Raw genomic sequence first — 22,787 nt, 5'->3', positions numbered from 1 at the left:
GATAAGGCCGGGGCCGAATCGCTTTTATCATTACTAGCCTACAACAAGTTAACGCGCCGCCATAAATAAGCCGACTAAGGCAAATACAAAGGCGCGAAAGGAGAGATCAGATGGATTTTAATCTGAATGACGACCAACGTCAGTTTGCCGAACTGGCTACCCAATTTGCCCAGGAAGAGCTGGCACCCTTTGCCGCCAAGTGGGACGAAGAACATCATTTTCCCAAAGACGTGATTCAAAAGGCCGGTGAGCTGGGCTTCTGCTCACTCTACTCGCCCGAGTCGGAAGGGGGCATGGGCCTGTCGCGTCTGGACTCTTCCATTATTTTCGAGCAGCTCGCCATGGGCTGTACCGCCACCACCGCCATGCTGACGATTCACAACATGGCCACCTGGATGGTGACCAGCTTTGGTTCTCAGACACTGCGCGATGAGTGGTCTGAGGCGCTGACCACAGGTAACAAGCTGGCCTCATACTGCTTGACCGAGGCGGGTGCGGGTAGCGATGCGGCATCACTCAAGACCAAGGCGATACGCGAAGGCGACGAATATGTGATCTCAGGCGCCAAGATGTTTATCTCGGGTGCAGGCTCTACCGAGCTATTGGTCGTCATGTGCCGCACAGGCGACGCCGGCCCTAAGGGGATCTCGGCGATTGCTATTCCAGCCGATGCCGAGGGCATCAGCTACGGTAAGGCGGAAGACAAGATGGGCTGGAACGCCCAGCCGACTCGCGAGATCACCTTCGACAAGGTGCGCGTGCCAGTGACTAACCTTTTGGGTGAAGAGGGCCAGGGCTTTACCTTCGCCATGAAGGGGCTAGATGGCGGTCGTATCAACATCGCGACCTGCTCGGTCGGTACCGCCCAGGCGGCGTTGGAGCGTGCCCAGCAATATATGAACGAGCGTCAGCAGTTTGGTAAGCCGATTGCCGCCTTCCAGGCGCTGCAATTTAAGCTGGCCGATATGGCAACCGAGCTGGTGGCCGCCCGTCAGATGGTGCGTCTGGCCGCCTTCAAACTTGACTCTGGCGATCCAGAGGCGACCGCTTACTGCGCCATGGCGAAACGCTTTGCCACCGACGTGGGCTTTAACGTGTGTGACAGCGCGCTGCAGCTACACGGTGGCTATGGCTATATCCGCGAATACCCGCTTGAGCGTCACTTCCGCGACGTGCGCGTCCACCAGATCCTAGAGGGCACCAATGAGATCATGCGTCTCATCATCGCCCGCCGTCTACTCGACGAAAACGCCAGCCCAATCTTATAGTCAGGGAGAACAAAGATGACAGCGATAGTTGAACAGATCATCGGCCATACCGCCGTACTGACCATGAACAACCCACCGGCCAATACTTGGACGGCCGATAGCCTGGCGCTACTCAAGCAGAAGGTGACCGAGCTTAACGCCAACAAGGAGATCTATGCCCTGGTACTGACAGGGGAAGGCGAGAAGTTTTTCAGCGCCGGCGCCGATCTCAAGCTGTTTGCCGACGGTGACAAGGGTAACGCGGCCACCATGGCAAAACATTTTGGCGAGGCCTTCGAGGCGCTGAGCGCATTTCGCGGCGTCTCTATCGCGGCTATTAATGGTTATGCCATGGGCGGTGGCCTGGAAGTCGCACTGGCCTGTGATATCCGCATCGCCGAGGCGCAGGCCGTGATGGCGCTGCCTGAAGCCACTGTTGGCCTGCTGCCTTGTGCCGGCGGCACCCAAAACCTCACCGCCATGGTCGGTGAGGGCTGGGCCAAGCGCATGATCTTGTGCGGCGAGCGGGTGAACGCCGACAAGGCGCTCAGCATAGGGCTTATCGAAGAGGTGGTCGAAAAGGGTCAAGCCTTAGATGCCGCCATGGCGCTGGCCGAGAAGGTGGCTAATCAGAGCCCAAGCAGCGTGACAGTATGTAAGCAGCTGATCCAATCTGGCCGCGCCATGCCGCGCACCCAGGCCTTGCCACTGGAGCGTGAGCTGTTTGTCGGTCTGTTCGACACAGAAGATCAAGCCGAAGGGGTTAACGCCTTCCTGGAGAAGCGCAAAGCAAACTGGAAGAATCGCTAATGACTGAACAGACAAATTGTGTGGTCTTTCAGACCTTAGGTACCCTCTCGGGCAAGCTGGTGGGCGTTGCGACCCTCAACATGGAGAAGGCGCTCAACGCCCTCAACATGGATATGGTCCGTGCGCTGACTACTCAGCTGACCGCCTGGGCCGACGATGACGCCATCGCCATGGTGGTGCTGGACGGTGCGGGCGAGAAGGCCTTCTGCGCCGGTGGTGATGTACGCGCCCTCTATCAGGCGGCCCGTGAGTTGCCGGGCGAGATCCCTGAGGTGACCCAGGACTTCTTTACTCGAGAGTATTTCCTCGATCATCTGCTGCATACCTTCGACAAGCCAGTCTTGGTATGGGGCGACGGCATCGTCATGGGTGGCGGTCTGGGCCTGATGGCTGGTGCCAGCCACCGCGTAGTGACCGAGCGTTCTCGTATCGCCATGCCAGAGGTAACCATAGGCCTCTATCCCGACGTGGGTGGTAGCTATTTCCTCAACCGTATGCCGGGCCATATGGGGCGTTTCTTGGGCATGACCGCCTACAACATGGATGGCGCCGACGCCTTCTACGTGGGCCTGGGCAATCATTACCTCAACTCGGCCGACAAGCAGCCCCTGTTTGACGCGCTGTCCAGCGTCGACTGGGAGAGCGATGTCTGCGCCAACCACGGCAAGCTAAACGCCCTGCTGGAGGCGATGTCGAGCCGCTGCGCCGAGCCTATGGGCGAGAGTATTCTCGAGCAGCATCAAGGCGAGATCGATGCCCTGATGGCGGGTGAGCTTAACGATATCATGACCAGAGTGAAGGCGGTAGAAGATGCCGAGCCTTGGCTGGCGCGCGCCCTCAGCACCATGCTGGCCGGCAGCCCGCTGAGTCTGCACCTGGTGTATCAGCAGTCGCTGCTGGCGACTGAGCTGAGTCTGAGCCAGGTGTTCCAACTGGAGTTGGGATTAAGCTGTAACTGCTGCGCTATTGGCGATTTCGCCGAAGGGGTTAGAGCGCTGCTTATCGACAAAGACCGTCAGCCAAACTGGTTATATGAGACCGTCGAGGCGGTGCCTCAAGAGATGGTCAAGTCACTGATGACCTCGCCATGGGATCCGCAAAACGATCCACTGCGCACCTTAGGCCAATAATTTTTCAGGCAAAGCCTGAGGAAAAGGAGCAAAACATGAATACAGTTGCATTTATCGGATTAGGTAACATGGGTGGCCCTATGGCGGTCAACCTGGTGAAGGCTGGCTATACGGTCAAGGCCTTCGATCTTTCTCAGGCGGCCCTGAACCATGTGGTCGAGCAGGGCGCCATGCAGGCACCCAGCGCCTGCGCAGCAGCGGCTGCGGCCGATGTGGTGATCACCATGTTGCCTGCGGGCAAGCATGTGCGCAGTCTCTATCTGGGAGACGAGCAGAATAAGGGGATCATCGACGTAGTGGCCGATGGCACCCTGCTTATCGATTGTTCTACCATAGACGCCGAGAGTGCACGTTTCGTCGCCGAGCAGGCCAAGGCCAAGGGACTCGAATTTATCGATGCGCCGGTATCGGGCGGCACTGCGGGTGCGGCGGCCGGCACCCTGACCTTTATCTGTGGCGGCAGCGATGCCGCCTTCGAGCAGGCCCAGGGCGTGCTTAACGTGATGGGCGCCAATATCTTCCATGCCGGCGGCCCGGGTGCCGGTCAGGTGGCCAAGATCTGTAACAACATGCTGCTGTCTGTACTCATGGTAGGCACCAGCGAGTCAATCCAGATGGGGATAGACCATGGACTGGACCCTAAGGTGCTTTCTGAGATCATGAAGGTCAGTAGTGGTGGTAATTGGACGCTAGATAAATATAATCCTTGTCCAGATGTGATGGAAAACGTGCCATCATCAAATGGTTACCAGGGTGGATTCATGGTTGATCTCATGGTGAAAGACTTAGGTCTGTCTCAGGAGGCGGCCCTGCTTTCTAATTCGAGCACCCCGATGGGCGCCTTGGCCCGTAGCCTGTACGTGAATCATGCCCGTCAGGGAAATGGTAAGCGTGATTTCTCCAGTATTTTTGAGCAGTTTAATAAAAAAGGGTAAGTTGATGGATTTAAAAGATAAGGTTGTAGTCATCACAGGTGGTGCCGGTGGTTTAGGTTTTGCGATGGCACAAGAACTTGCCGCTGCGGGTGCCAAGTTGGCGCTTATCGATGTGGATCAGGAGAAGTTAGAGCGCGCTGTGCCGATATCGGCGATACCACCGAGGTACAAGGCTACGCCTTCGATATCACAGATGAAGAAGATGTGGTAGCGGGGTTCGGTTACATCCTCGAAGATTTCGGCCAGGTCAACGTGCTGGTTAACAACGCGGGTATCCTGCTCGACGGCATGTTGGTGAAGGCCAAAGAGGGTGAGGTAACAGATCGTATGTCGCTGGCGCAGTTCCAGGCGGTGATCAATGTTAACCTGACGGGTTCATTCCTCTGCGGTCGTGAAGCGGCGGCGGCCATGATCACCTCGAAGCAGCAAGGTGTGATCGTCAACATCTCTAGCCTGGCGAAGGCGGGCAATATCGGCCAGACCAACTACGCGGCCTCTAAGGCGGGCGTTGCAGCCATGTCTGTGGGCTGGGCGAAGGAGCTGGCGCGCTACAACATTCGTAGTGCAGCGGTTGCGCCGGGTGTGATCGAGACAGAGATGACGGCGGCCATGAAGCCTGAGGCGCTAGAGCGTCTTGAGAAGATGGTACCGGTTGGACGTCTGGGCCAGGCAAGCGAAATCGCCTCTACCGTTAAGTTCATCATCGAAAACGACTATGTCAACGGTCGTGTGTTCGAGATCGACGGCGGTATCCGCATCTAATCGCTGGCTTATCCCAGTGCAAAACGGGCCCAGTGCCCGTTTTTTTATGGTGGCGCCTATCCCTAATCATTGTGGGAAAGTGCAATGTGCGAAGGTGCGCCACTTGATGTAATCTAACCTTATGAGTAAGAAAAGAAAGATGATATGGTTTGAACAAGCAACCAAGACGCTGATGTTGATTGTGGGTGTCCTTGGGGTGATGGTGATCTACGCGGGCTTCTTCTTTCTGCTGGTTACTCAGTCTTCGGCCAGTTTCTTACCCTGGTATATTCTGATCTCCCCCTGGCTGTGCATCTACTTTGGCCTGAGCACAGAGAAGCAGAGGCTCACGCTTTTGTGGTTGCGACGTAAGTTATTCTTTTGGCGTAAATTCAAGTGAACTAAGTTTATGACGCGGCGGTTCAAATACCTGATTCTGGTGCTGGTAATGGTGGCGGTGGCCGTCATGCTTGCTATGCATCTTTTTCGGGTGGAGACTCCCGAGCTGCCTCGTGATAAGCGTAGCGGCAGGCTTATCGCCGACTACGGCAGCTGGCATTCAGTGCTCTCGGCCAAACAGGTCTACGCCCCCTCAGACAGCTTTGGCGTGCTGCGACCCATAGAGGGCGGCCTCTATTTCACCCAGACCGACGCCAGTCACGGCGGTAAGGTGGGGGTCAATAAGCTTACTCCAGAGGGGGAAGTGACGCGCATCATCAATCCCGAATTCGATGTAAAGAGCCGGGTGCATGAGTATGGTGGCGCGCCTATGCTGGCCATCGGCAGCACGCTGTTTGCGGTGAAACGCGACGATCAGCGCCTATACCGTATCGCCCCCAACCAGGCGCCTGTGGTCTTAACCCCTATTAATACTCGCCACGCCGATTGTGTCTCTTACCCTAAGGGCTCACGGATTATCTGTGTGCGCGAAGATCACCGCAAGACGGGCGAGCCCACCGCCAGCATAGTGGCCTTAAACCTCAATTTTGAAAATGAAGGCGAGACACTGGTCAGCGGCAGCGACTTTTACGCCGCGCCGCGGGTCTCACCGGATAATCGTCAGCTGGCCTGGATCAGCTGGCAGCAGCCCAATATGCCTTGGGACAATACCGAGCTTTGGGTGGCCGATCTCGACCCCAAGGGTGGCATCACGCAGCCGAGACGACTGCTGAACGATTTGCAAGGCGCGATCACTCAGCCTGTTTACAGCCCAAGTGGCGAGCTCTTTGTGGTGGCCGATTTCAATAACTGGTGGAACCTCTATCGGATAACGCCCGAGGGCAAGGCCGAAGCAGTGCTCGAGCTGGCGGGGGAGTTTGCCAAGCCTGACTGGCAGCTGGGTAATCACAGCTATGCATTTGAGACAGAGGATCAACTGATCGTCAGCGTACAGCATGAAGGTAAGACTGATTTGCTGCGCTTCTATATGAAACTTGGGGTCACAGAGTCGATCGCCGCCGAGTTTGCCGAGGTGAAACAGCTGGTCAAGGGGCCGGACGGCATCTATTTCATCGGCAGTAAGACAACGCCGGAGAAGGGGATCTATCGCATTCGCGGCCGGGGCGTCGAGCTGGTGTATGCGCCTAAAGTCACGGCGCTGGATCCCCGCTATATCTCCCGCGCCGAGCCGATTCAGTTTATCTCCGACATCAGTGGGCTGCCCGTCTATGGCTACTTTTATGGTCCCATGAATCCAGAGTATATTGCGCCAAACGACCAGCGTCCGCCCTTGATCGTCATGCTGCACGGCGGCCCGACCTGGCAGGCCAGCCTGAGTTTTCGCCGCGACATTCAATTTTGGACCAGTCGTGGCTTTGCCGTGCTGGATGTCAATTATCGCGGCAGCTCGGGTTTTGGCCGGGCCTATCGTCAGAGTCTCTATGGTTTGTGGGGCCGGGCAGAGGTGGAAGATGCCATCGAGTCGGCCGAATATTTGACCGACAGGGGCTGGGTCGATGCCGACAAGGTGGCCATTCGCGGCATGAGCGCCGGCGGTTTCAGCGTGCTGTCGGCACTGGCCTTCTACCAGACCTTTAAGGCCGGCGTGGTCTATTCGGGGATCAGCGATCTCGAGGCGCTGGAGAGAGAAACCCATAAGTTTGAGCAGGGTTACTTGCATCATCTGGTGGGCGAGCTAACGCCCAACTCTCCTCTGTATCGCCAGCGCTCGCCCCTATATCACCTGGACGACCTCAAGGCGCCGCTGCTACTGGTGCAGGGCGCGAAAGACCCTATCGTGCCGGCGAGTCAGTCAGAGGCCATCTACACCTCCCTCAAGGGGCGCGGCGTGCCTGTGGCCTATCTGGAGTTTGACGATGAGGGCCATGGGGTGAAGAAACCCTTGAATCGTATCGCCGCGCTCAACGCAGAATTATCGTTCTACAGTCAGGTGTTTGGCTTTATGCCCGCCGATGAACAGACCCGATTAGCCATAGACAACGCATCTGCCCTGGCGCAATAAGAGCACCGCCGTTTTTACCCATGTTAGCGGCGGAAAATCGCCCGCTTAAGTTGATAAAATGCCCCAAAGTGGCTATAGTAGCGCGCTTTAAAATATCCCTTTAGCGCAGTTTTTCATCAGCTTGTCATCGGCAGCCGATAGGGTGTTTGTTGAGGCTGGGTACTAGACTCAAACAGGCGTCACTTCGCTTAACTACTATTTTCGGAATTTCACATTGATCACGACAGCTAACATCACCATGCAGTTTGGCTCTAAGCCGCTGTTTGAAAACATCTCAGTAAAATTTGGTGGCGGTAACCGCTACGGCCTCATCGGTGCCAACGGTTGTGGTAAATCAACCTTCATGAAGATCCTTGGCGGCGAACTCGAGCCAACATCGGGCAACGTCTCTCTGGATGTGAACGAGCGCCTGGGTAAGCTGAGTCAGAACCAGTTTGGTTACGAAGAGTTTAACGTGGTCGATACCGTGATCATGGGTCATACCGAGCTGTGGAAGGTGAAGCAAGAGCGTGACCGCATCTATTCGCTACCTGAGATGAGCGAAGAAGATGGTATCAAGGTGGCCGAGCTTGAGATGGAGTTCGCCGAGATGGACGGTTACACCGCCGAAAGCCGCGCCGGTGAACTGCTACTGGGTGTGGGTATTCCACTTGAGCAACACTTCGGCCTGATGAGCGAAATTGCCCCTGGTTTCAAGCTGCGTGTGCTGCTGGCTCAGGCGCTGTTTAGCGATCCCGATGTGCTGCTGCTCGACGAACCGACCAACAACCTGGATATCGACACCATCCGCTGGCTGCAAGAGATGCTTAACCAGCGTAACAGCACAATGATCATCATCTCGCACGACAGATACTTCCTCAACTCTGTGTGTACCCATATGGCGGATCTCGACTATGGTGAGCTGCGCATCTATCCGGGTAACTATGATGAATATATGACGGCGGCGACCCAGGCCCGTGAGCGTCTGTTGTCTGACAACGCCAAGAAGAAGGCGCAGATCGCCGAGCTACAGGGCTTCGTGGCGCGCTTCTCGGCTAACGCCTCTAAGGCGAAACAGGCGACCTCTCGTGCCAAGCAGATTGAGAAGATCAAGCTTGATGAGGTTAAGGCCTCTAGCCGTGTTAACCCCTTCATCCGTTTCGAGCAAGAGAAGAAACTCTTCCGTAACGCCTTGGTGGTTGAGGATCTCTCTAAGGGATATGACGAAGGCCCGCTGTTTAAAGATTTTAACCTGATCGCCGAAGTGGGCGAGCGTATCGCCGTGCTGGGTGAAAACGGTGTGGGTAAGACCACCATGCTGCGTACCCTGATCCACGATATCCCTCAGGACACAGGTACCATTCAATGGTCTGAAAACTCGTCCATTGGTTACTATGCTCAGGATCACGAAGCCGATTTCGAAAACGACATGACACTGTTTGAGTGGATGAGTCAGTGGCGTAAACCGGAAGATGACGATCAGAGCGTGCGTGGCTACCTCGGTCGTATGCTGTTTAGCGCCGACGACATCAAGAAGTCGGTACGCGTGCTCTCGGGTGGTGAGAAGGGTCGTATGCTGTTTGGTAAGCTGATCATGCAAAAGCCAAACATTCTGGTGATGGACGAGCCAACCAACCACTTGGATATGGAGTCGATCGAGTCACTGAACAATGCGCTCGAGATGTACCAGGGTACGCTGATCTTTGTCAGTCATGACCGCGCCTTCGTGTCTTCACTGGCGACTCGTATCATAGAGATCACCCCTCAGGGCGTGAACGACTTCAAGGGAAGCTATGATGAGTTCCTGCGCAGCAAGGGCGTCGAAGAGTAATAACGCCGTTAGATGTTTCTAAATAAAAAGCCCGAGTCATAGCTCGGGCTTTTTTGATCTCACTCTAGTCACTGAGAGTGCGACTAGAGCGCGACTAGAGTGGACGTTACTTGCCGAAGCGCTCTGCCAGGTAGTCGAACACGGCGCGGATGCCGAAGGCCTCACCGCCGATAGGGCGACCCGGTAGCTTGCGGGTGTTCCAGGCCATGACGTCGAAATGGGTCCAGCTGATCTCCTCATCGACGAAGGCTTCCAGATAAAGCGCCGCCGTGATGGCACCGCCAAAAGGCACCTTGCCGCAGTTGGCTAGATCGGCGATATCGCTGCCGGTCAGCTCGAAATAGGGCTTGTGCAGCGGCATGCGCCATACAGGATCTTCAACGTTCAGGCCTGAGGCGGTGATGCCTGCGGCGACTTCGTCGTCGTTGCTGAAGAAGCCAGGCAGTTCAGTGCCCAGGGCGATACGCATGGCACCTGTCAGGGTGGCAAAATCGATCAGCAGCTCTGGCTTGTCGCTGTTGGCCTCGGCCAGGGCATCACACAGCACCAGACGGCCTTCGGCGTCAGTATTGTCGATCTCAACCGTGAGGCCCTTGCGGGTGGTGATCACATCGCCAGGACGGAAGGCGTTCGCCGAGACGGCGTTTTCTACCGCAGGCACCAATACACGCAGACGTACCGGCAGCTTGGCGGCCATGATCTGATGGGCCAGACCGATAACATGTGCGGCGCCGCCCATATCTTTCTTCATCAGGCGCATGCCGGCACCTGGTTTAAGGTCCAGGCCGCCCGAGTCGAAACAGACCCCTTTACCGACCAGAGTCACCTTAGGGGCATCTTCATCACCCCAGGTAAGGTCGATGAGGCGCGGCGCGTTATGGCTGGCGCGGCCAACCATGTGGATAGTGGGGTAGTTGTGGGTCAGCAGGTCGTCGCCGACGATTTGGGTGACCTTGGCGCCAAACTCGGCCGCCAGTGACTCCATGGTTTCGCCCAGGTGCTGGGGCATCATGTCGGCGGCAGGGGTGTTGACCAGATCGCGCACGATAGCGACCGAGCGCACCATCTTAAGTGTCTGCTCAACCAGCTCGGCATCGCGCAGCACCAGTTGAGGGTAAACCTTTTCGTTAGCCTTGTAGCGATCGAACTTGTAGGCGCCCATGGCCCAGCTAAAGGCCGCCAGCTTACAGGTCTGGCCGTCGCTGTCGAGCAGGTACTGGCCCGCAGGTAGCTCGTTGACCAGGTCGCCGCACATCCAGTGGGAGTCTTTGTTCTCGGTGACAAATAGCACCTGACTGAGGGCGCCGTCACTGCCTGGGATCAGGCTCAGGCCTTTGCCTTGATATTGGGTGCTTGAAAGCCAGTTTTGTACCGGTTTTTCCTGGCTGTTTAGCCAGTCGTTGTAGTCACTTGCCGCCAGCAGCGTCAGTGGGATCCCTTCGGAACCAGAGAGGAGTAATTGAGTCATTGGGCATCATCTTGTTGAGGTCAAAATTCAACTTAGACTAGCATGTTAGCCCCTGTCGGTGAAAGCGGCGCCTTATTCGTTGCTGGCTTTTTCGACAGCCTCCAGGGCACGCTTGTTGGCCTGGGCTTCGCGGCTCAGCTGGGCCTTGCGCTCGGAGAGATTGTTAAAGGAGCTGGGGAGTACCTCGACGCCGACCAGCTTACCCAGTTTGACGACCACGGGGATGGTGATGGGGGCAAAGGGCAGCACGGCAAACACCCCAAGGCCCAGGCCCTTGATGAGGTCTGCCAGTTGCTGGTTGGCCAGTCGCAGCTCTTCCTTGCTGGCCTGCTTGCGGGTGTAGCGGCCATAGGCGACCAGCATATCCTTGGTCTCCTGTTTCTCCTGGGCCAGGGCATCTTTAAGCACCAACATGTCACGTTTTAAACGCAGACCGAAGCGGCGGCGACTGATGCGCAGCACCCTGAAGGGGGCCTTGTGTAATTTACGATAAATTTTCATGGCGCGATTGTCTCACAAGCCCAGCTTAAGACCTATCTTTTCCTGACGCACTTTTACGCTTAAATAAGGGAGGGCACCAGTCGTTTCAAGAGGGCCTGGCTGCGAAGGGCGGCGGCCTTGTCCTGGCTCACCATGGCAGAGACGATGGCGCCTTCTTTCATCAGGCAGATCAGATCCACCAGGGACTCATTTGGCTGGCTAAGACGTTGCTCAATCAACTCTCTGACGGCCTGTTTGTGAAACTTGGCGAAGCGTGACACCTGGCAGCGACAGTCGCCACATTCGATGGCCGAGTTGATAAACAGGCAGCCGTGAAACTGGCTCAGTTCCGGCACCCGGTCGTTGAACCAGTCATCCAGTGCGCTAAACAGCGCGTCGATCAGGCTAAGATCGTCCTGCGCCTGTGCCAATCGCTCCTCCAGCCAGTGGATGAAGATCTGGTGGCGTGTCTCCAGTACCGCCACGATCAAGGCTTCCTTACTGCTGAAGTGATGGTACAGGGTCTTCTTGGCGACCCCGGATACCTTAAGCACCTCGTTGATCCCCACCAGATTGATGCCCCGCTCGGTAAAGAGGCTGAGGGCGGTGTCGATTAGCAGTTGTCTCTTATCTGTCATTTTTTCCTCGCTTTTTTATATCTTGACATTGGTAGACCAAGTTGTCTACTCTTGCGGGTAGACAGACTTGTCTACATCAGGGAGTAAAGAGATCAAGATGAATAAACTGGCATTTGCGTTAATCTCCGGCCTGGGCGCCGCCTTAGCCATAGGGCTATTATCCTTCGCGGAAACCTTGCAGTCGGAGATTGTGTTGCTCATGGTGCCCTTCGGCGCCACCGCGGTATTGGTGTTTGGGGTGCCGGACAGCCCCCTGGCTCAGCCGAAGAATGTGATTTTCGGTCACCTGTTGACCTGCGCCATCGGCCTCTATTTCGTCCATTTCGTCGGCGTGACCCCGCTGACCCTGGCGCTGGCGGCAGGGCTGGCGGTCAGTGGCATGCTGCTGACCAAGACGACTCATCCTCCGGCAGGTGCCACGCCGCTGCTAGTGATGTTAACGGGTCAGGACTGGGATTTTCTGATCTCGCCCGTGTTATCCGGCGCCTTGATTATCGTGGCTGTGGGTAAGCTCATCGCCCTGATGCACAAGCGTCTCGAACGGCAACAGCGTGCGGCACTGGACTAGTTTTTTCCTACGAATCCTACTTGTTACAACTTTTGTGCGTAATTTCAGTAGGCTAGATTGGTATAGACTATACTTTTCATTCGTGAGCAGTGAGTGGTTCGGGCCTGACGTCGAGCTTGGGTGGGGCTGAGTGTACCCAGGCTCGTTAGGGATGAGCGTGTCAGCGCGGGTTGCTTGGCAAAAAGGATGAAGAGTGAATGCGTCACCCATTTAAGCCGTTCAAAATCTTTAGTCTGGCCATCTTGTATGTCGTCTTTCTTGTGGCGGCCTTCTATATTCTGATGGCCAGCATCAATCAGTCTCAGCAGGATTGGAAACGCCATACCTATGAGGCCCTGGAAAAGACCGCCTATTTCAATGACGCCATGGTGGCCTTGGGTTATGGCGGCTTTATTCATGACTTTAAGAATGCGGTGATCCGCCGGGACTTAAGTTACCTGAGAAGGGCCGAAACCGAGATTGAAGTCGGGTTAGACTCGCTGCAAAAGTACCTGCAACACTCGCCTGAGCATGAGGCCGAGGTAAGAGCCATACAGTCTGTGGTGAGCCAGTACCGTAACAACCTGGCGCGTCTGAGGCATATGCTGGAGGAAAAGCAGTCGGCGGAGGCGATCGACGCCGTGGTCAGGGTCGACGATGCCCCGGCGATAGCGGCGATAGAGACCATACTCGCCAGCCATGCCCAGCGCCCGAATCAGCTTTTTGCCCATGCCGACAGCGCCCACCAGAGGGTGAATCAGATGCTGCTGGTGATCCTCTGTGCCTTAGTGTTGGTGAGCATCCTGGTGTTCAGTTTTATTCGTTATGTCAACAAACGACTGGCGATCAAGCTTAAGGATCTCGAGGTGATCTTTAGCTGCGCGCCTAACGCCATCTTTTCGGTCGATGAGCACGGCACCATCATCTCAGCCAATCGCGAGACCATGCGCCTATTTGGTTTCTCCAAGCGGGCGCTGAACAGGATTAATGTGGATGACTTGGTGCCTAGCGGCACTAAGGAGAAACATAAGAAGCTGCGCCTGGAGTTTCAAAAGTCCGACAGGGTACAGCCCATGTCTCAGCGCAACACCATCTTCTACGGCAAGAAGCTCAATGGCGACGTGTTTCCCGCCAGCATCTCCATCGCCACCTATGGGGTGGGGGATGAGAAGCACAGCATAGTAGTGATCAAAGATCTCAGCGACGAGATGCAATATAAGTCCCAGGCCAATACCGACCCACTCACTAAGGTCGCCAATCGGCGTGCCATCAACCGCCAGCTGTCGGCGGCCGTCAGTCGCAGCAATCGTCAGCAGACCCCGCTCGCCGTGTGTATCTTCGATATCGATCACTTCAAATCGGTCAATGATAAACATGGTCACCTGGTGGGGGACGATGTGTTGCAGCGAGTGGCCAAGATCTTCAGCGACGCCGTGCGTAAGACGGACTTTGTCGGCCGCTGGGGCGGCGAGGAGTTTGTGATCATCCTGGAAGACACAGACAGAGACGGCGCCTTGCACTTTGCCGATAAGCTCAGAGAAGAGGTGAAACGTCGCAGCCTAGAGAGCGACTTCCCCGTTGCCATTACCTTAAGCGCCGGGGTGTCTGTCTATTGCCGCGACGATAACAAGGAGTGCCTGTTTAATCACGCCGATCAGGCACTCTATCGCGCCAAGGAGAGTGGCCGTGACTGTGTGGTCGTGATTTAAAACGACCACTTAGAGCAAGGTGTCTACCCGGCGCGCAGTGCCAGCAGGGCTGGGATATCCAGCGGCTCCTGGTAGCGACAGAATTGGGCTTGCTTGGTTTCTAGGGTGTAGATAGACATGCGATCGGCCAGCTCATTCCCCTCTATGCCTACATGGGCCGCCACATGACTGAGTTTCAGCTTGGCCTTTAAGCTATCGTAAAGCGCGTGGGCCTCCTGGATCACGCTTAAGTTGGCGATCTCCCCCGTCTTGCGACGCCAGCCGTTGGCCTTCCAGCCATAGGCCCACACAGAGATACACTTGATGGCATATTGGGAGTCGCTGTGAATATGCACGTCGAGCCCTTGTTGCAGATAATGTTTGGCCATCAACAGCGCCTGATGCAGGGCGTTGAGTTCGGCGGTGTTGTTGGTGCCCATGGGGTGATAGAGTCCATACCAGAGCTCGGCCAACTCGCCTTGGCGATAGAGTGCCAGACCAGAACCGGCCTCACCGGGGTTGGGCTCACAGCCGCCGTCGGTATAGATATCGATATCGCTGTCGGGATGTTCGCTCGTGCTTTTCTGACTGCTCGCGCCCGATGTTGGCTTACTTCTTGTTGAACTGGCTTTGTAGGAGGCAGATTTTGCAATGCCGGCCTTACTCTGTCCGCCCTTAAAGGCGGCCTCGGCTTCGGCCTGTGTCTTAAAGGATTTGTAGCGCGCGCCGGCAAAGCCGTCGACCAAGGCCTTGGTCTGGGGCCAACTGGTGAATATGCCTGTCTCGCGTCCCGCCCACACCACATAATATTTGCTTGCCATCGGATGCTCTTCCCTTGAATTAATCGACCTGTTTACAGCTTTGCAGCAGCTTGACGAAGAAGGCCTCGCCCTTACGTTCGGCGAAGGCGATGTTGCGCTCGGGGATCGACTCGGGATCGTCATAGTCGGCTAGCGCACGCTCCATACTGGCCTCACGTATGATATGCAAGGTGGGATAGGGCGCGCGGTTGGTGTAGTTGGCGGCGCTGGATGACTCTTCGCCCTCGAAGCAGTAGTCGGGGTGGAAGCTGGCCAGCTGGAATACCCCTTCGAAACCCTGATCGATCAGCAGGGCATCGGCGATATCCACGAGATCCAGGTACTGATAAAACCCCTCGAAGCCACGCGGCAGAATAAACAGCGTGGTCTCGGTTTGCGGATGCTCCTCGAGGTAGTGGCATTCGTCGACCAGCTCGTTTAACACGGCCTCCAGCTGATGCTGCTCTGCCACCTTGTAGCGTATGGTGTTGCGCTCCACTTCTCGGCGGGCGAAGGGGCAAATATTGTATTTCATGATCACCTTCTCGACCCAATTCTGGGTGGCTAAGGCGACGCCTCTATCTTCGGCGTTGTGATTGCACTCTGTCGCTGCCACGGCTGCTCCGTATGATCTGGTTCTTCTGTGTGTTATTGAGGAGCGATCATAGGGATGATAGAGGCCACAAGCAAGAGCGCCATGGTGATGTTAAAGGCTTTTTGCTGGCGTTGATGCTTAAGTAGTCGCTTGAGCGCTACGCCAAAGCCCAGCCATACCAAGGCGCAGGGTAGGGCCACACTCAGGAAGACGCTGGCGATGGTGAGCACCTGGGGGGTGAGAGGCTTGTCCATCACCGTATAGGTGGCGATGGCGCCGACGGCCATGATCCAGCCCTTAGGGTTGACCCATTGAAAGGCTGCGGCCTGCAGAAAAGAGAGCGGTTTTGCCGTCTGTTTCCCCTCCATACGACTGCTGCTGTTGGCGATCAGCCACGCCAGATAAAGCAGATAAGCGATGCCGACATACTTGATGACCAGGTGCAGCAGGGGATAGGTCTGAAACACGGCGCTTAGCCCAAGTCCAATTGCCAGCACCATACAGGGAAAGCCGATGCAGATCCCCGCCAGGTGGGGCAGGCTCAGGCGGATGCCAAAGTTTACCCCAGAGGTCATCAACATGATGTTGTTGGGGCCTGGGGTGATGCCAGAGGAGAAGGCAAATAGGGCGATGGCGAAAACCAGTTCCATTAACGGCGTGTCTCTCGGGTGATGAGTCGAATCGCTATGATCTCAGGCGGCGTCTCTGCTGACCAGCAAATTTTTTTCATTATCTCAATTTCGTTATAACTCACTGTAAAAATTGATTTTCTCAGATTACCTCCTAAGTAATTTGCACTTTGCTAAAGTAAATCTCCTGCCGATCACTTGCAATAATATATTGTATAAAATATAACAGTGTTGCCATAAATTGTTAACACTAGGTTAACAAGGATGTGCTAATCGCTCGGCAGGACGCCTCGAAGAAGGTGAGTCGAGTCTCATCAACCTGAGTAATGTCAGGCCTTAATGGCCTGTCGGTCTGGAGACCACCTACTATGACAACCACTATGACAATCAACAAATTAGCCCGCGGCGTGCATGCACGCCGCTTCACGCCCACGGCGCTCGCCCTGGCCTGTTCACTGCTGGCCACACCCTGGGCGCTTCAAGCCCAAGACTCGCACTCGGCAAAGGTCGCGCCGCCGACTCAAGCCGCTCCGCTTAAGGCGCAGCAGTCGTCAAGCAACCAAGGTCAGAATAGGGCTCGCGCCATTCATGCCGCTGACAAGGCGGCGCCTCAGCCCGCTGGCGCACGGGATATTGTCGTCGGCGAGCAAGCGCCCTCTGTACTTAAGAAAGCCAGCCCTCATAATGCCGATAAGAACAGCGAGCACGGAGTGGAGGGCGGCTCGGGGCCAATGGGTATGCAGGGCAGCTTGGGGCTAATGGGTATGCAAGGCAACCAGGGAGCCAAGGGGCCAGCGGCCGAGGCTGATCCCTGTAACGGTTACAGTCAGTTCGAGAACCTAAGCGGCCAGGCGCTGTATGACTTTGTGCGTCAGGCGGAGTTTTCCTGCATCTCCGAACTCTATTCCCGTAACGATGCCACCGCAGTCAAGGTCTATCAGGCTGACAATGTGGTGGCCGTGGCGAACTTGGCCAAGGCAGACGCGGCCAGCTATGACAGCAGCACGGGCAGTGAATTTCTTAACCTGTTCTATTTTCTGCGCGGCGCCTTCTACATAGAGTATTACAACGACAGCCTTAACTATGGCGACAGTCGTGCCAGCAATGCCATGCGCGACCTGTTGCTGGAATATGCCAAGAACCCGGCCTTTAATAGCCTGAGCGACATGCAGGGCAACACGCTGCAGGAGTATTTTATCGCCTGGGACAGCTCCTATAACTATTATGATTCGGCGGCGGTGATCACCGACTACCTCAATCGGTTCAGCGAGCAGCACCTGGCCTCCTGGTATCACAGGACGGCGCTGACCAAGGCGCTGACCACCCTCTATCGTGGCAGCTGGAACGAGACCTATACCAAGGCCGCCATGGAGTTTGACGACCTGCGTCAGGCGCTGCTTAAGGTGGCGACCTCAGACTATATCATCAACTCAAGCTATGCCTTCGAGTCGACCGATGCCTTCCACGAGTTTGGCCGATTCTATGAGTATCAGTCCTACTGGCAGCTTCCCGAAAGCCTTAAAACCAGCCTTAACACGGGTGTGCAGCAATATATGGCTAAGTTCCCCCGTCTGTCGAAGCAGTGGGCCGATGGCGCCGGCTACCTGGATGACTACAACCCGGGTCAGTGTGACAGCTTCGGGATCTGTGGCTGGCAGGATGAGCTAGAGAGCAGCGTACTGGCCATTCACTACAGCTGCTCGGATACCATCAAGATCCGCGCCCAGCAGCTGACCGACCCTGAGCTGCAAGCCTCTTGCGATCTCATGGGTGAGGAAGAGGGCCTGTTTCATCAGATCCTGGCGACCGGTGGCGTGCCCGTGGCCGATGACTATAACGAAGACCTTCAGGTCAACATCTTCGACAGCTATGACGACTATGATGCCTATGCGGGGATCATCTTCGGCATCAATACCGATAACGGCGGCATGTATCTGGAGGGGACACCGTCGGATTCCAACAACCAGGCCCGTTTCATCGCCCATGAGGCGACCTGGACAGACGATATTTTGGTATGGAACCTGAGACACGAATATGTGCACTACCTAGATGGTCGCTTCAACCTCTATGGCGCGTTTAACTACTTCGATATCGATACCGGCAAGTCAGTTTGGTGGGCCGAGGGCCTGGCCGAATATATCTCTCATCAGAATCGCTACGATGAGGCGATCGATATAGGCCGTAGCCAGGCCTTCAGCCTGAGTGAGATCCTGGCCAACACCTATGACAGCGGCACCGACAGAGTCTATCGCTGGGGTTACCTGGCCGTGCGCTTCCTGTTTGAGCAGCACAGAAGCGATGTCGATGCGCTGCTGGTGCATGCCCGCGCCGGTGATGCCGCTGGCTGGCTCAACTATATCGATAACACCATAGGCACAAACTATGACGCCCAGTGGAACAGCTGGCTGCTGACGGTGACCAGCAACGATACGCCGCTCGAAGGGGGCGTGGTGCCGCCGGTCGACAGCGATGGTGATGGCGTCATAGACAGTGAAGATGCCTTCCCGAACGATCCGACCGAGTGGGCCGATGAAAATGGCAATGGTATAGGCGACAACGCCGATGCGGCCAATGGCGGCGGAGAGGTGAGCCATTGCGGCGCGGCGACCATCAGCGACGGTAACCTTACTCAGGAGCAGGCCGAGTGCGTGGCGGGCACTGGGGTGAATTACTACTACACCTATGTTGAGCAGGACAATACCCAGCTCTACATCAGCACCTCGGGTGGCGAGGGGGATCTGGATATCTACTTTAACCAGCAGACCTGGGCGAGCCCGAGCGACTATGAGGTGAAGTCACAAAACAGCGGCAATGAGGAGCTGATCAGTGTGGTAGCCAATCGTGGCTGGGTGTATCTCTCCACAGTAGCAGTCACCCCGTTCGACGGCGTTAGCCTCAAGATAAGCCAGAGTGCGGGCGGCGCGCCGGATAACGGTTTGCCCCAGGTAGCCGATGCCTGCCTAACTCAAAGCCCATACAGCTATGGTGGGGTAGAGTTTGGTGAGGCGGTGTGTGTGGCCGACGGGCATTCGAGTTATTACTTCTATGTGCCGGCCAATACCTCGGCTATCGAGATCGACACGGCCCATGGTAGCGGCGATCTGAATCTCTATGCTAATGCCACCACATGGGCAAGCCCGACGGCCTATCAGGTTAAGTCGGAAAATGTCGGCAACGATGAGCATATTCGTGTCGAATCACCCGCCGAAGGTTGGTTCTATGTCAGTGCCGATGGCGCGCCTTCTAGCAGCGGTGCCAGCCTGGTGGTGACCATCGAGGCTAAATAATCCCCAGGGTAGATTTAAAGCCAAAACGTCGGCCCGGTGCCGGCGTTTTTTTATCTGCTGGTTATCGCCATTTTCGGTCTGTTTATTGCCCGCCGACTATCTTCTAGGGAGCGTTTAGGGATTGTCCATTGAGCGCCTAAGGAGCGCCCAAGGAGCGTCTAGAGAGATGATTGTTAACACTTTGTCAGCTTAGGTTCATGATCTTTGGCCTATACTTTGCCATGCCGATTAACGCTGCCGCTAATCGAACATTCACCAAGGACTGCCCATCAAGGATTGCCCACTAAGGACGAGGAGCCGAAATGAAATCTATCTTGCTGAATCTGAGCCTGAGTCTGATGCTGATAACGGGGATGACCGCCTGCAGCGTGAGTCAGGAGGAGCCACTGCAACTGCCCATGGCACCCGAGGATCGTCTGACCATGGTGGCCAGTGGCGACTTGAGTTTTATCGCGAGTCATCATCAGGCCTTTGCCCTGCATCCCGATGTCGAGCTGCTCAATGTGGGTGGAGAGGTGGAGCCAGATCTGCTTAAATCGCGCATGCGCAGCGCCATCAATGCCGTGATGCAGGCCAAGGGTTATCGGCAGGTGGCCGAGGACGAGTCGCCTAATCTCTTGATCGGCTATGGTGTGGCCCTCGGCGAGACCATGAGCGACGGTGAGATCTTACAAAAAGCAGGTCTGGTGCCGGGGGTCTCTGAGCAAGGCGTGGATATGGGCCGCTTCGAGAAGGGCTCTGTGCTGCTCTTGGTGTTCGACCCCAGGCAGGCATCGCCAAGCTGGCGGGTATTGGCCCAAGGTTTTACGCCATTAAATTCAGACAATACCTTGGCCAGCGAAGAGGCCGATGAAAGGCTTGCCCGGGTGATCAATAAGATGCTGGGTGCACTGCCTCGGCAGCCTTGATCTCGCCTGAAGTGAAAGCTTGATAAGAGTTAGATAGAGAAAAGCGCCGCTCAATATTTGGGCGGCGCTGTTGTATCGGTTAGAAACGTGTCTTCACGCCAAGGTTGATGGTGGTGCCAAGGCCCTTGGTGTTGTAGCCCGAATAGGTAAAGGCCTGAGAGCGCGCCGAATAGTAGTCTTCATTCAACAGGTTCTCTATCCCCAGGCTGAACTGCCAGTTGTTGAGCCGATAGCTGCTGCTGAGGTTGACCAGATGGTAGTTGCTGATTGGTCCCTGAGCGCCAACGTACTGGCCGTCGACCGGGTCGAATCGCTTGCGATCGCCCACATACAGGTAGTTGATGGCGATGCTGGCATCGTCAATCGGCTGCCAGTTGAGGGAGGCGGTAAATTTAGGTGCCGAGATCACCTGGCCGTCTAAGTAGGTATCCTTTTCCGTGTCCTTACCTTCGACCCAGCTGTAGCTCATGTCTGTGCTCAGGTTATCCAGCCACTGGTAGGCCAGCTGCGCCTCATAGCCCCAGATCTTCTGCGGTGCGCGCACCGGCATGTAAACCCCGGTCGCCGCGTCATAGGCGTTGCTGGTGCCAAGCTCTGAGGTGCTGCGATAAGCCGCCAGTTCATAGCTGAGCTTGTCATAATGACCAGAGAAGCCCACCTCATAGTTATCGACGATAGAGGCCTCAGTCTGGATAAGCGAGATATCGTTTACCGTGGCGGTACGCAGCAGGCGGCCAAGATCTGAGATATCCGCGCCCTGCGAGAAGCTGACAAACGGGCTGAAGGCATCGTCTAGCTGGTAGCGCAGGCCCAGGTTATAGGTGGTCGAGGTAAAGTCTAACTCGCCGCCCTTAACATCGAAGGGCACGGAGCAGGTCGCTGCGGTGCGGCACACCTTGAGGGTCTTATAGTCATCGACATTGATGTCGACCCTGTCGTGACGCACGCCCGCCTTGAGGATCCAGTCATCAAACAGGGTCAACTTGGTTTGCAGGTAGCCCGCCAGGTTGCTCATGTCCATCTCGGGTACCCAGATGCGGCCATCATGCAGTGGCTGTGAGCTGACGTCGTTCAGGGCATCGATACCATAGATGAAGCTGGCCGAGACATTGTCCCAGTCGGCGTAGCTGTTGAGGTTGATTCGCAGGCCGCGCTTCTCCGAGCGAATTAGCGATTGGCCGCCATCGTAGCCTTCGCTGGGGTTGGCCAGTGCGGCAGAGTAGAAGAACATGTTCTCTATCTTCTGATAGTAGGCGTCGAGGGTGAGTTGCGTCTGGTTAAAGATCTCCTGATCTGTGTATTTCAGCATCAGGTTATGGTTGCCTCGTGGTCCCTGTGGCACGCCGGGCTTAGGCTGGTTGGTCTTGATGGCGTAAGTTTTCTCACCGGTGTTGACGCTGCCGGTGACGTCCATGAGTTCGGCGTTTTGCTGCGCCTCATAGTAGTTGTAGGTCAGCTGTACCTGTTTTTCGCTGTCAAATTCATAGGCCAGCTTGGTAAACAGGTTTTGCGATTTGGTTTCCGACAGGCCGTAGATCAGGCCTATGATGTCGCCCTCGGCGTCATATTCGAGCCCGGTTTCCTCCTCGGAGGCGCTGACCACGTAGCTGAACTTATCCAGGGTACCGTCCACGCTTGCGTGGTAGCGATAACCTGCGCTGTCTTCAAACTTGACCGCGCTGAATTTGCTCGAGGCGCCCAGCTCTACGCTGGCCTTGGCATCGCTGCTGGGGGTCTTGGTGATGTAGTTGATGATGCCGCCCGAGGCGCCGTTGCCATAGATGGAGGTGGCGCCCTTGATCACTTCGATGCGCTCAATGGCGCTAGGGTCGATGGAGCGAATGCCCAGGCTGCCGTTGCGTAGCGGGGTAGACTGGGGCACACCGTCGATCATCACCAGTGCCTTACGGCCACGGAGTGTCTGGCCTGCATTACTTGAGGTGCCTGTGCTGGGCGCCATGCCTGGTACGCGAAACGCCAGCATGTTTTGTAGCTCGGAGGTGATCAACATATCCTTGGCCAGGGTCTTGTTGTCGATCAGGGTCACCGAAGAGGGTACCTCTTCGATGCTCTCGGCGCTGCGGCTCCCCGTGACTATGATACGTTCTATGCTGTCATCGGCGGCGACCGCCTGCTGGCTCATCAGCCCGAGGCAGAAGAGGCTGGTATAGAGGGTCAAAGGTGATTTTTTTAAAGCAAGGTGAGCGGGCATCAAATTATCCTTGGTTTATGTAGGAAAAAAGGTTGAACAATAATTTGATGCGAATGATATAGATTATCATTTGTGTTTGCTCAAGATTTACATATGTTACATTTTTGTGTCGAACTGATTAAGCCTTTAGCCTCGGCACCGCTTGTAAAAGCAAGCGTGATGGGCGAGGGGCTAACCATTCTCGAAGTAACACAGCCGCGCTGTTTTCCTCTGATTTGGCACAGGATGCTGCCTAAGAATGCGCCTAAGCATTGGCAGAAGAGGAGGGGGGATTAGCATTTACATCAGCACTTGTATAAGCACTTGTATAAGTCTTTACACTCTAACTTGCATTAAAAAGGCCTGCACACTTTCGTATGCAGGCGCTTTCTGCTGTTTATTTGAGTGAGGCTCATTCTAGC

At 55.8% G+C, this 22,787-nt stretch carries 18 protein-coding genes and 1 pseudogene; 12 read left to right on the top strand and 7 right to left on the bottom strand.

Going from position 1 to position 22,787, the window contains the following annotated elements:
• Positions 1–110 precede the first annotated feature (110 nt).
• From DB48_RS17840 to DB48_RS17805, 8 genes and pseudogenes are all read left to right on the top strand, one after another.
• Entirely contained in the window at positions 111–1,268 is a 1,158-nt protein-coding gene (locus tag DB48_RS17840; protein ID WP_041511538.1) for an acyl-CoA dehydrogenase family protein, read from the top strand.
• Between the two features lie 15 nt (positions 1,269–1,283).
• The gene (locus DB48_RS17835) at positions 1,284–2,057 is read left to right on the top strand and encodes an enoyl-CoA hydratase (RefSeq protein WP_041511537.1); all 774 of its coding nucleotides are present in this window, start codon (positions 1,284–1,286) and stop codon (positions 2,055–2,057) included.
• A complete protein-coding gene (locus DB48_RS17830) occupies positions 2,057–3,187 on the top strand; it encodes an enoyl-CoA hydratase/isomerase family protein (protein ID WP_041511536.1) in 1,131 nt (376 codons plus the stop codon). The genes DB48_RS17835 and DB48_RS17830 overlap by 1 nt, the downstream gene beginning before the upstream one ends.
• A 35-nt stretch (positions 3,188–3,222) precedes the next feature.
• Positions 3,223–4,122, top strand: coding sequence for a 3-hydroxyisobutyrate dehydrogenase (mmsB, locus tag DB48_RS17825; protein WP_041511535.1), 900 nt, complete (start codon positions 3,223–3,225; stop codon positions 4,120–4,122).
• Between the two features lie 4 nt (positions 4,123–4,126).
• Positions 4,127–4,884: pseudogene (locus DB48_RS17820) on the top strand (SDR family oxidoreductase).
• A 121-nt stretch (positions 4,885–5,005) separates the two neighbouring features.
• Positions 5,006–5,263, top strand: a complete 258-nt coding sequence (locus DB48_RS17815) for a hypothetical protein (RefSeq protein WP_041511534.1) — start codon at positions 5,006–5,008, stop codon at positions 5,261–5,263.
• A gap of 9 nt (positions 5,264–5,272) precedes the next feature.
• On the top strand, positions 5,273–7,324 hold the full coding sequence (locus tag DB48_RS17810) for a S9 family peptidase (protein ID WP_041511533.1): 2,052 nt from the start codon (positions 5,273–5,275) through the stop codon (positions 7,322–7,324).
• Positions 7,325–7,538: 214 nt separating this feature from the next.
• Entirely contained in the window at positions 7,539–9,134 is a 1,596-nt protein-coding gene (locus DB48_RS17805; RefSeq protein ID WP_041511532.1) for an ABC-F family ATPase, read from the top strand.
• 106 nt (positions 9,135–9,240) lie between these two features.
• Here the strand turns inward: DB48_RS17805 and DB48_RS17800 are convergent, their stop codons facing one another.
• The 3 genes from DB48_RS17800 to DB48_RS17790 all read right to left on the bottom strand — a co-directional run bounded on the left by DB48_RS17800 (position 9,241) and on the right by DB48_RS17790 (position 11,720).
• Positions 9,241–10,602 (bottom strand): leucyl aminopeptidase family protein, encoded by a 1,362-nt coding sequence (locus tag DB48_RS17800; RefSeq protein ID WP_041511531.1) that lies wholly within the window; start codon positions 10,600–10,602, stop codon positions 9,241–9,243.
• 72 nt (positions 10,603–10,674) lie between these two features.
• Complete coding sequence (locus tag DB48_RS17795) at positions 10,675–11,103, bottom strand: LETM1 domain-containing protein (protein ID WP_041511530.1); 429 nt, start codon at positions 11,101–11,103, stop codon at positions 10,675–10,677.
• Between the two features lie 59 nt (positions 11,104–11,162).
• Complete coding sequence (locus tag DB48_RS17790; protein ID WP_041511529.1) at positions 11,163–11,720, bottom strand: TetR/AcrR family transcriptional regulator; 558 nt, start codon at positions 11,718–11,720, stop codon at positions 11,163–11,165.
• 97 nt (positions 11,721–11,817) lie between these two features.
• Here DB48_RS17790 and DB48_RS17785 point away from each other — a divergent pair, with 97 nt between their 5' ends.
• Entirely contained in the window at positions 11,818–12,288 is a 471-nt protein-coding gene (locus DB48_RS17785; RefSeq protein WP_041511528.1) for an HPP family protein, read from the top strand.
• Positions 12,289–12,485: 197 nt separating this feature from the next.
• Positions 12,486–13,976: a GGDEF domain-containing protein gene (locus DB48_RS17780; RefSeq protein ID WP_041511527.1), complete on the top strand. Its 1,491-nt coding sequence runs from the start codon at positions 12,486–12,488 to the stop codon at positions 13,974–13,976.
• A 23-nt stretch (positions 13,977–13,999) separates the two neighbouring features.
• Here DB48_RS17780 and DB48_RS17775 read toward each other — a convergent pair whose 3' ends face one another.
• The 3 genes from DB48_RS17775 to DB48_RS17765 are packed head-to-tail and all read right to left on the bottom strand — an operon-like array spanning position 14,000 to position 16,000.
• Complete coding sequence (locus DB48_RS17775) at positions 14,000–14,776, bottom strand: ribonuclease H1 domain-containing protein (RefSeq protein ID WP_041511526.1); 777 nt, start codon at positions 14,774–14,776, stop codon at positions 14,000–14,002.
• 19 nt (positions 14,777–14,795) lie between these two features.
• Positions 14,796–15,371, bottom strand: coding sequence for a DUF1415 domain-containing protein (locus DB48_RS17770; RefSeq protein ID WP_041511525.1), 576 nt, complete (start codon positions 15,369–15,371; stop codon positions 14,796–14,798).
• 32 nt (positions 15,372–15,403) lie between these two features.
• The gene (locus tag DB48_RS17765) at positions 15,404–16,000 is read right to left on the bottom strand and encodes a LysE family translocator (RefSeq protein ID WP_041511524.1); all 597 of its coding nucleotides are present in this window, start codon (positions 15,998–16,000) and stop codon (positions 15,404–15,406) included.
• Between the two features lie 359 nt (positions 16,001–16,359).
• Between DB48_RS17765 and DB48_RS17760 the strand changes: the two genes are divergently transcribed.
• Together DB48_RS17760 and DB48_RS17755 are read left to right on the top strand one after the other, a co-directional pair.
• On the top strand, positions 16,360–19,266 hold the full coding sequence (locus tag DB48_RS17760) for a M9 family metallopeptidase (RefSeq protein WP_235375439.1): 2,907 nt from the start codon (positions 16,360–16,362) through the stop codon (positions 19,264–19,266).
• Between the two features lie 302 nt (positions 19,267–19,568).
• Positions 19,569–20,174, top strand: coding sequence for a DUF4136 domain-containing protein (locus DB48_RS17755; protein ID WP_041511522.1), 606 nt, complete (start codon positions 19,569–19,571; stop codon positions 20,172–20,174).
• Positions 20,175–20,253: 79 nt separating this feature from the next.
• On the opposite strand, the gene DB48_RS17750 is transcribed toward DB48_RS17755, so the two are convergent.
• Positions 20,254–22,386, bottom strand: coding sequence for a TonB-dependent receptor (locus DB48_RS17750; protein WP_041511521.1), 2,133 nt, complete (start codon positions 22,384–22,386; stop codon positions 20,254–20,256).
• Positions 22,387–22,787 lie beyond the last annotated feature (401 nt).

Origin of the sequence: Shewanella sp. cp20, from assembly GCF_000832025.1 — a bacterium.
GTDB lineage: Bacteria > Pseudomonadota > Gammaproteobacteria > Enterobacterales > Shewanellaceae > Shewanella.
The sequence above is the reverse complement of the archived record's forward strand: the minus strand, read 5'-3'. Positions and strand labels throughout refer to the sequence as shown.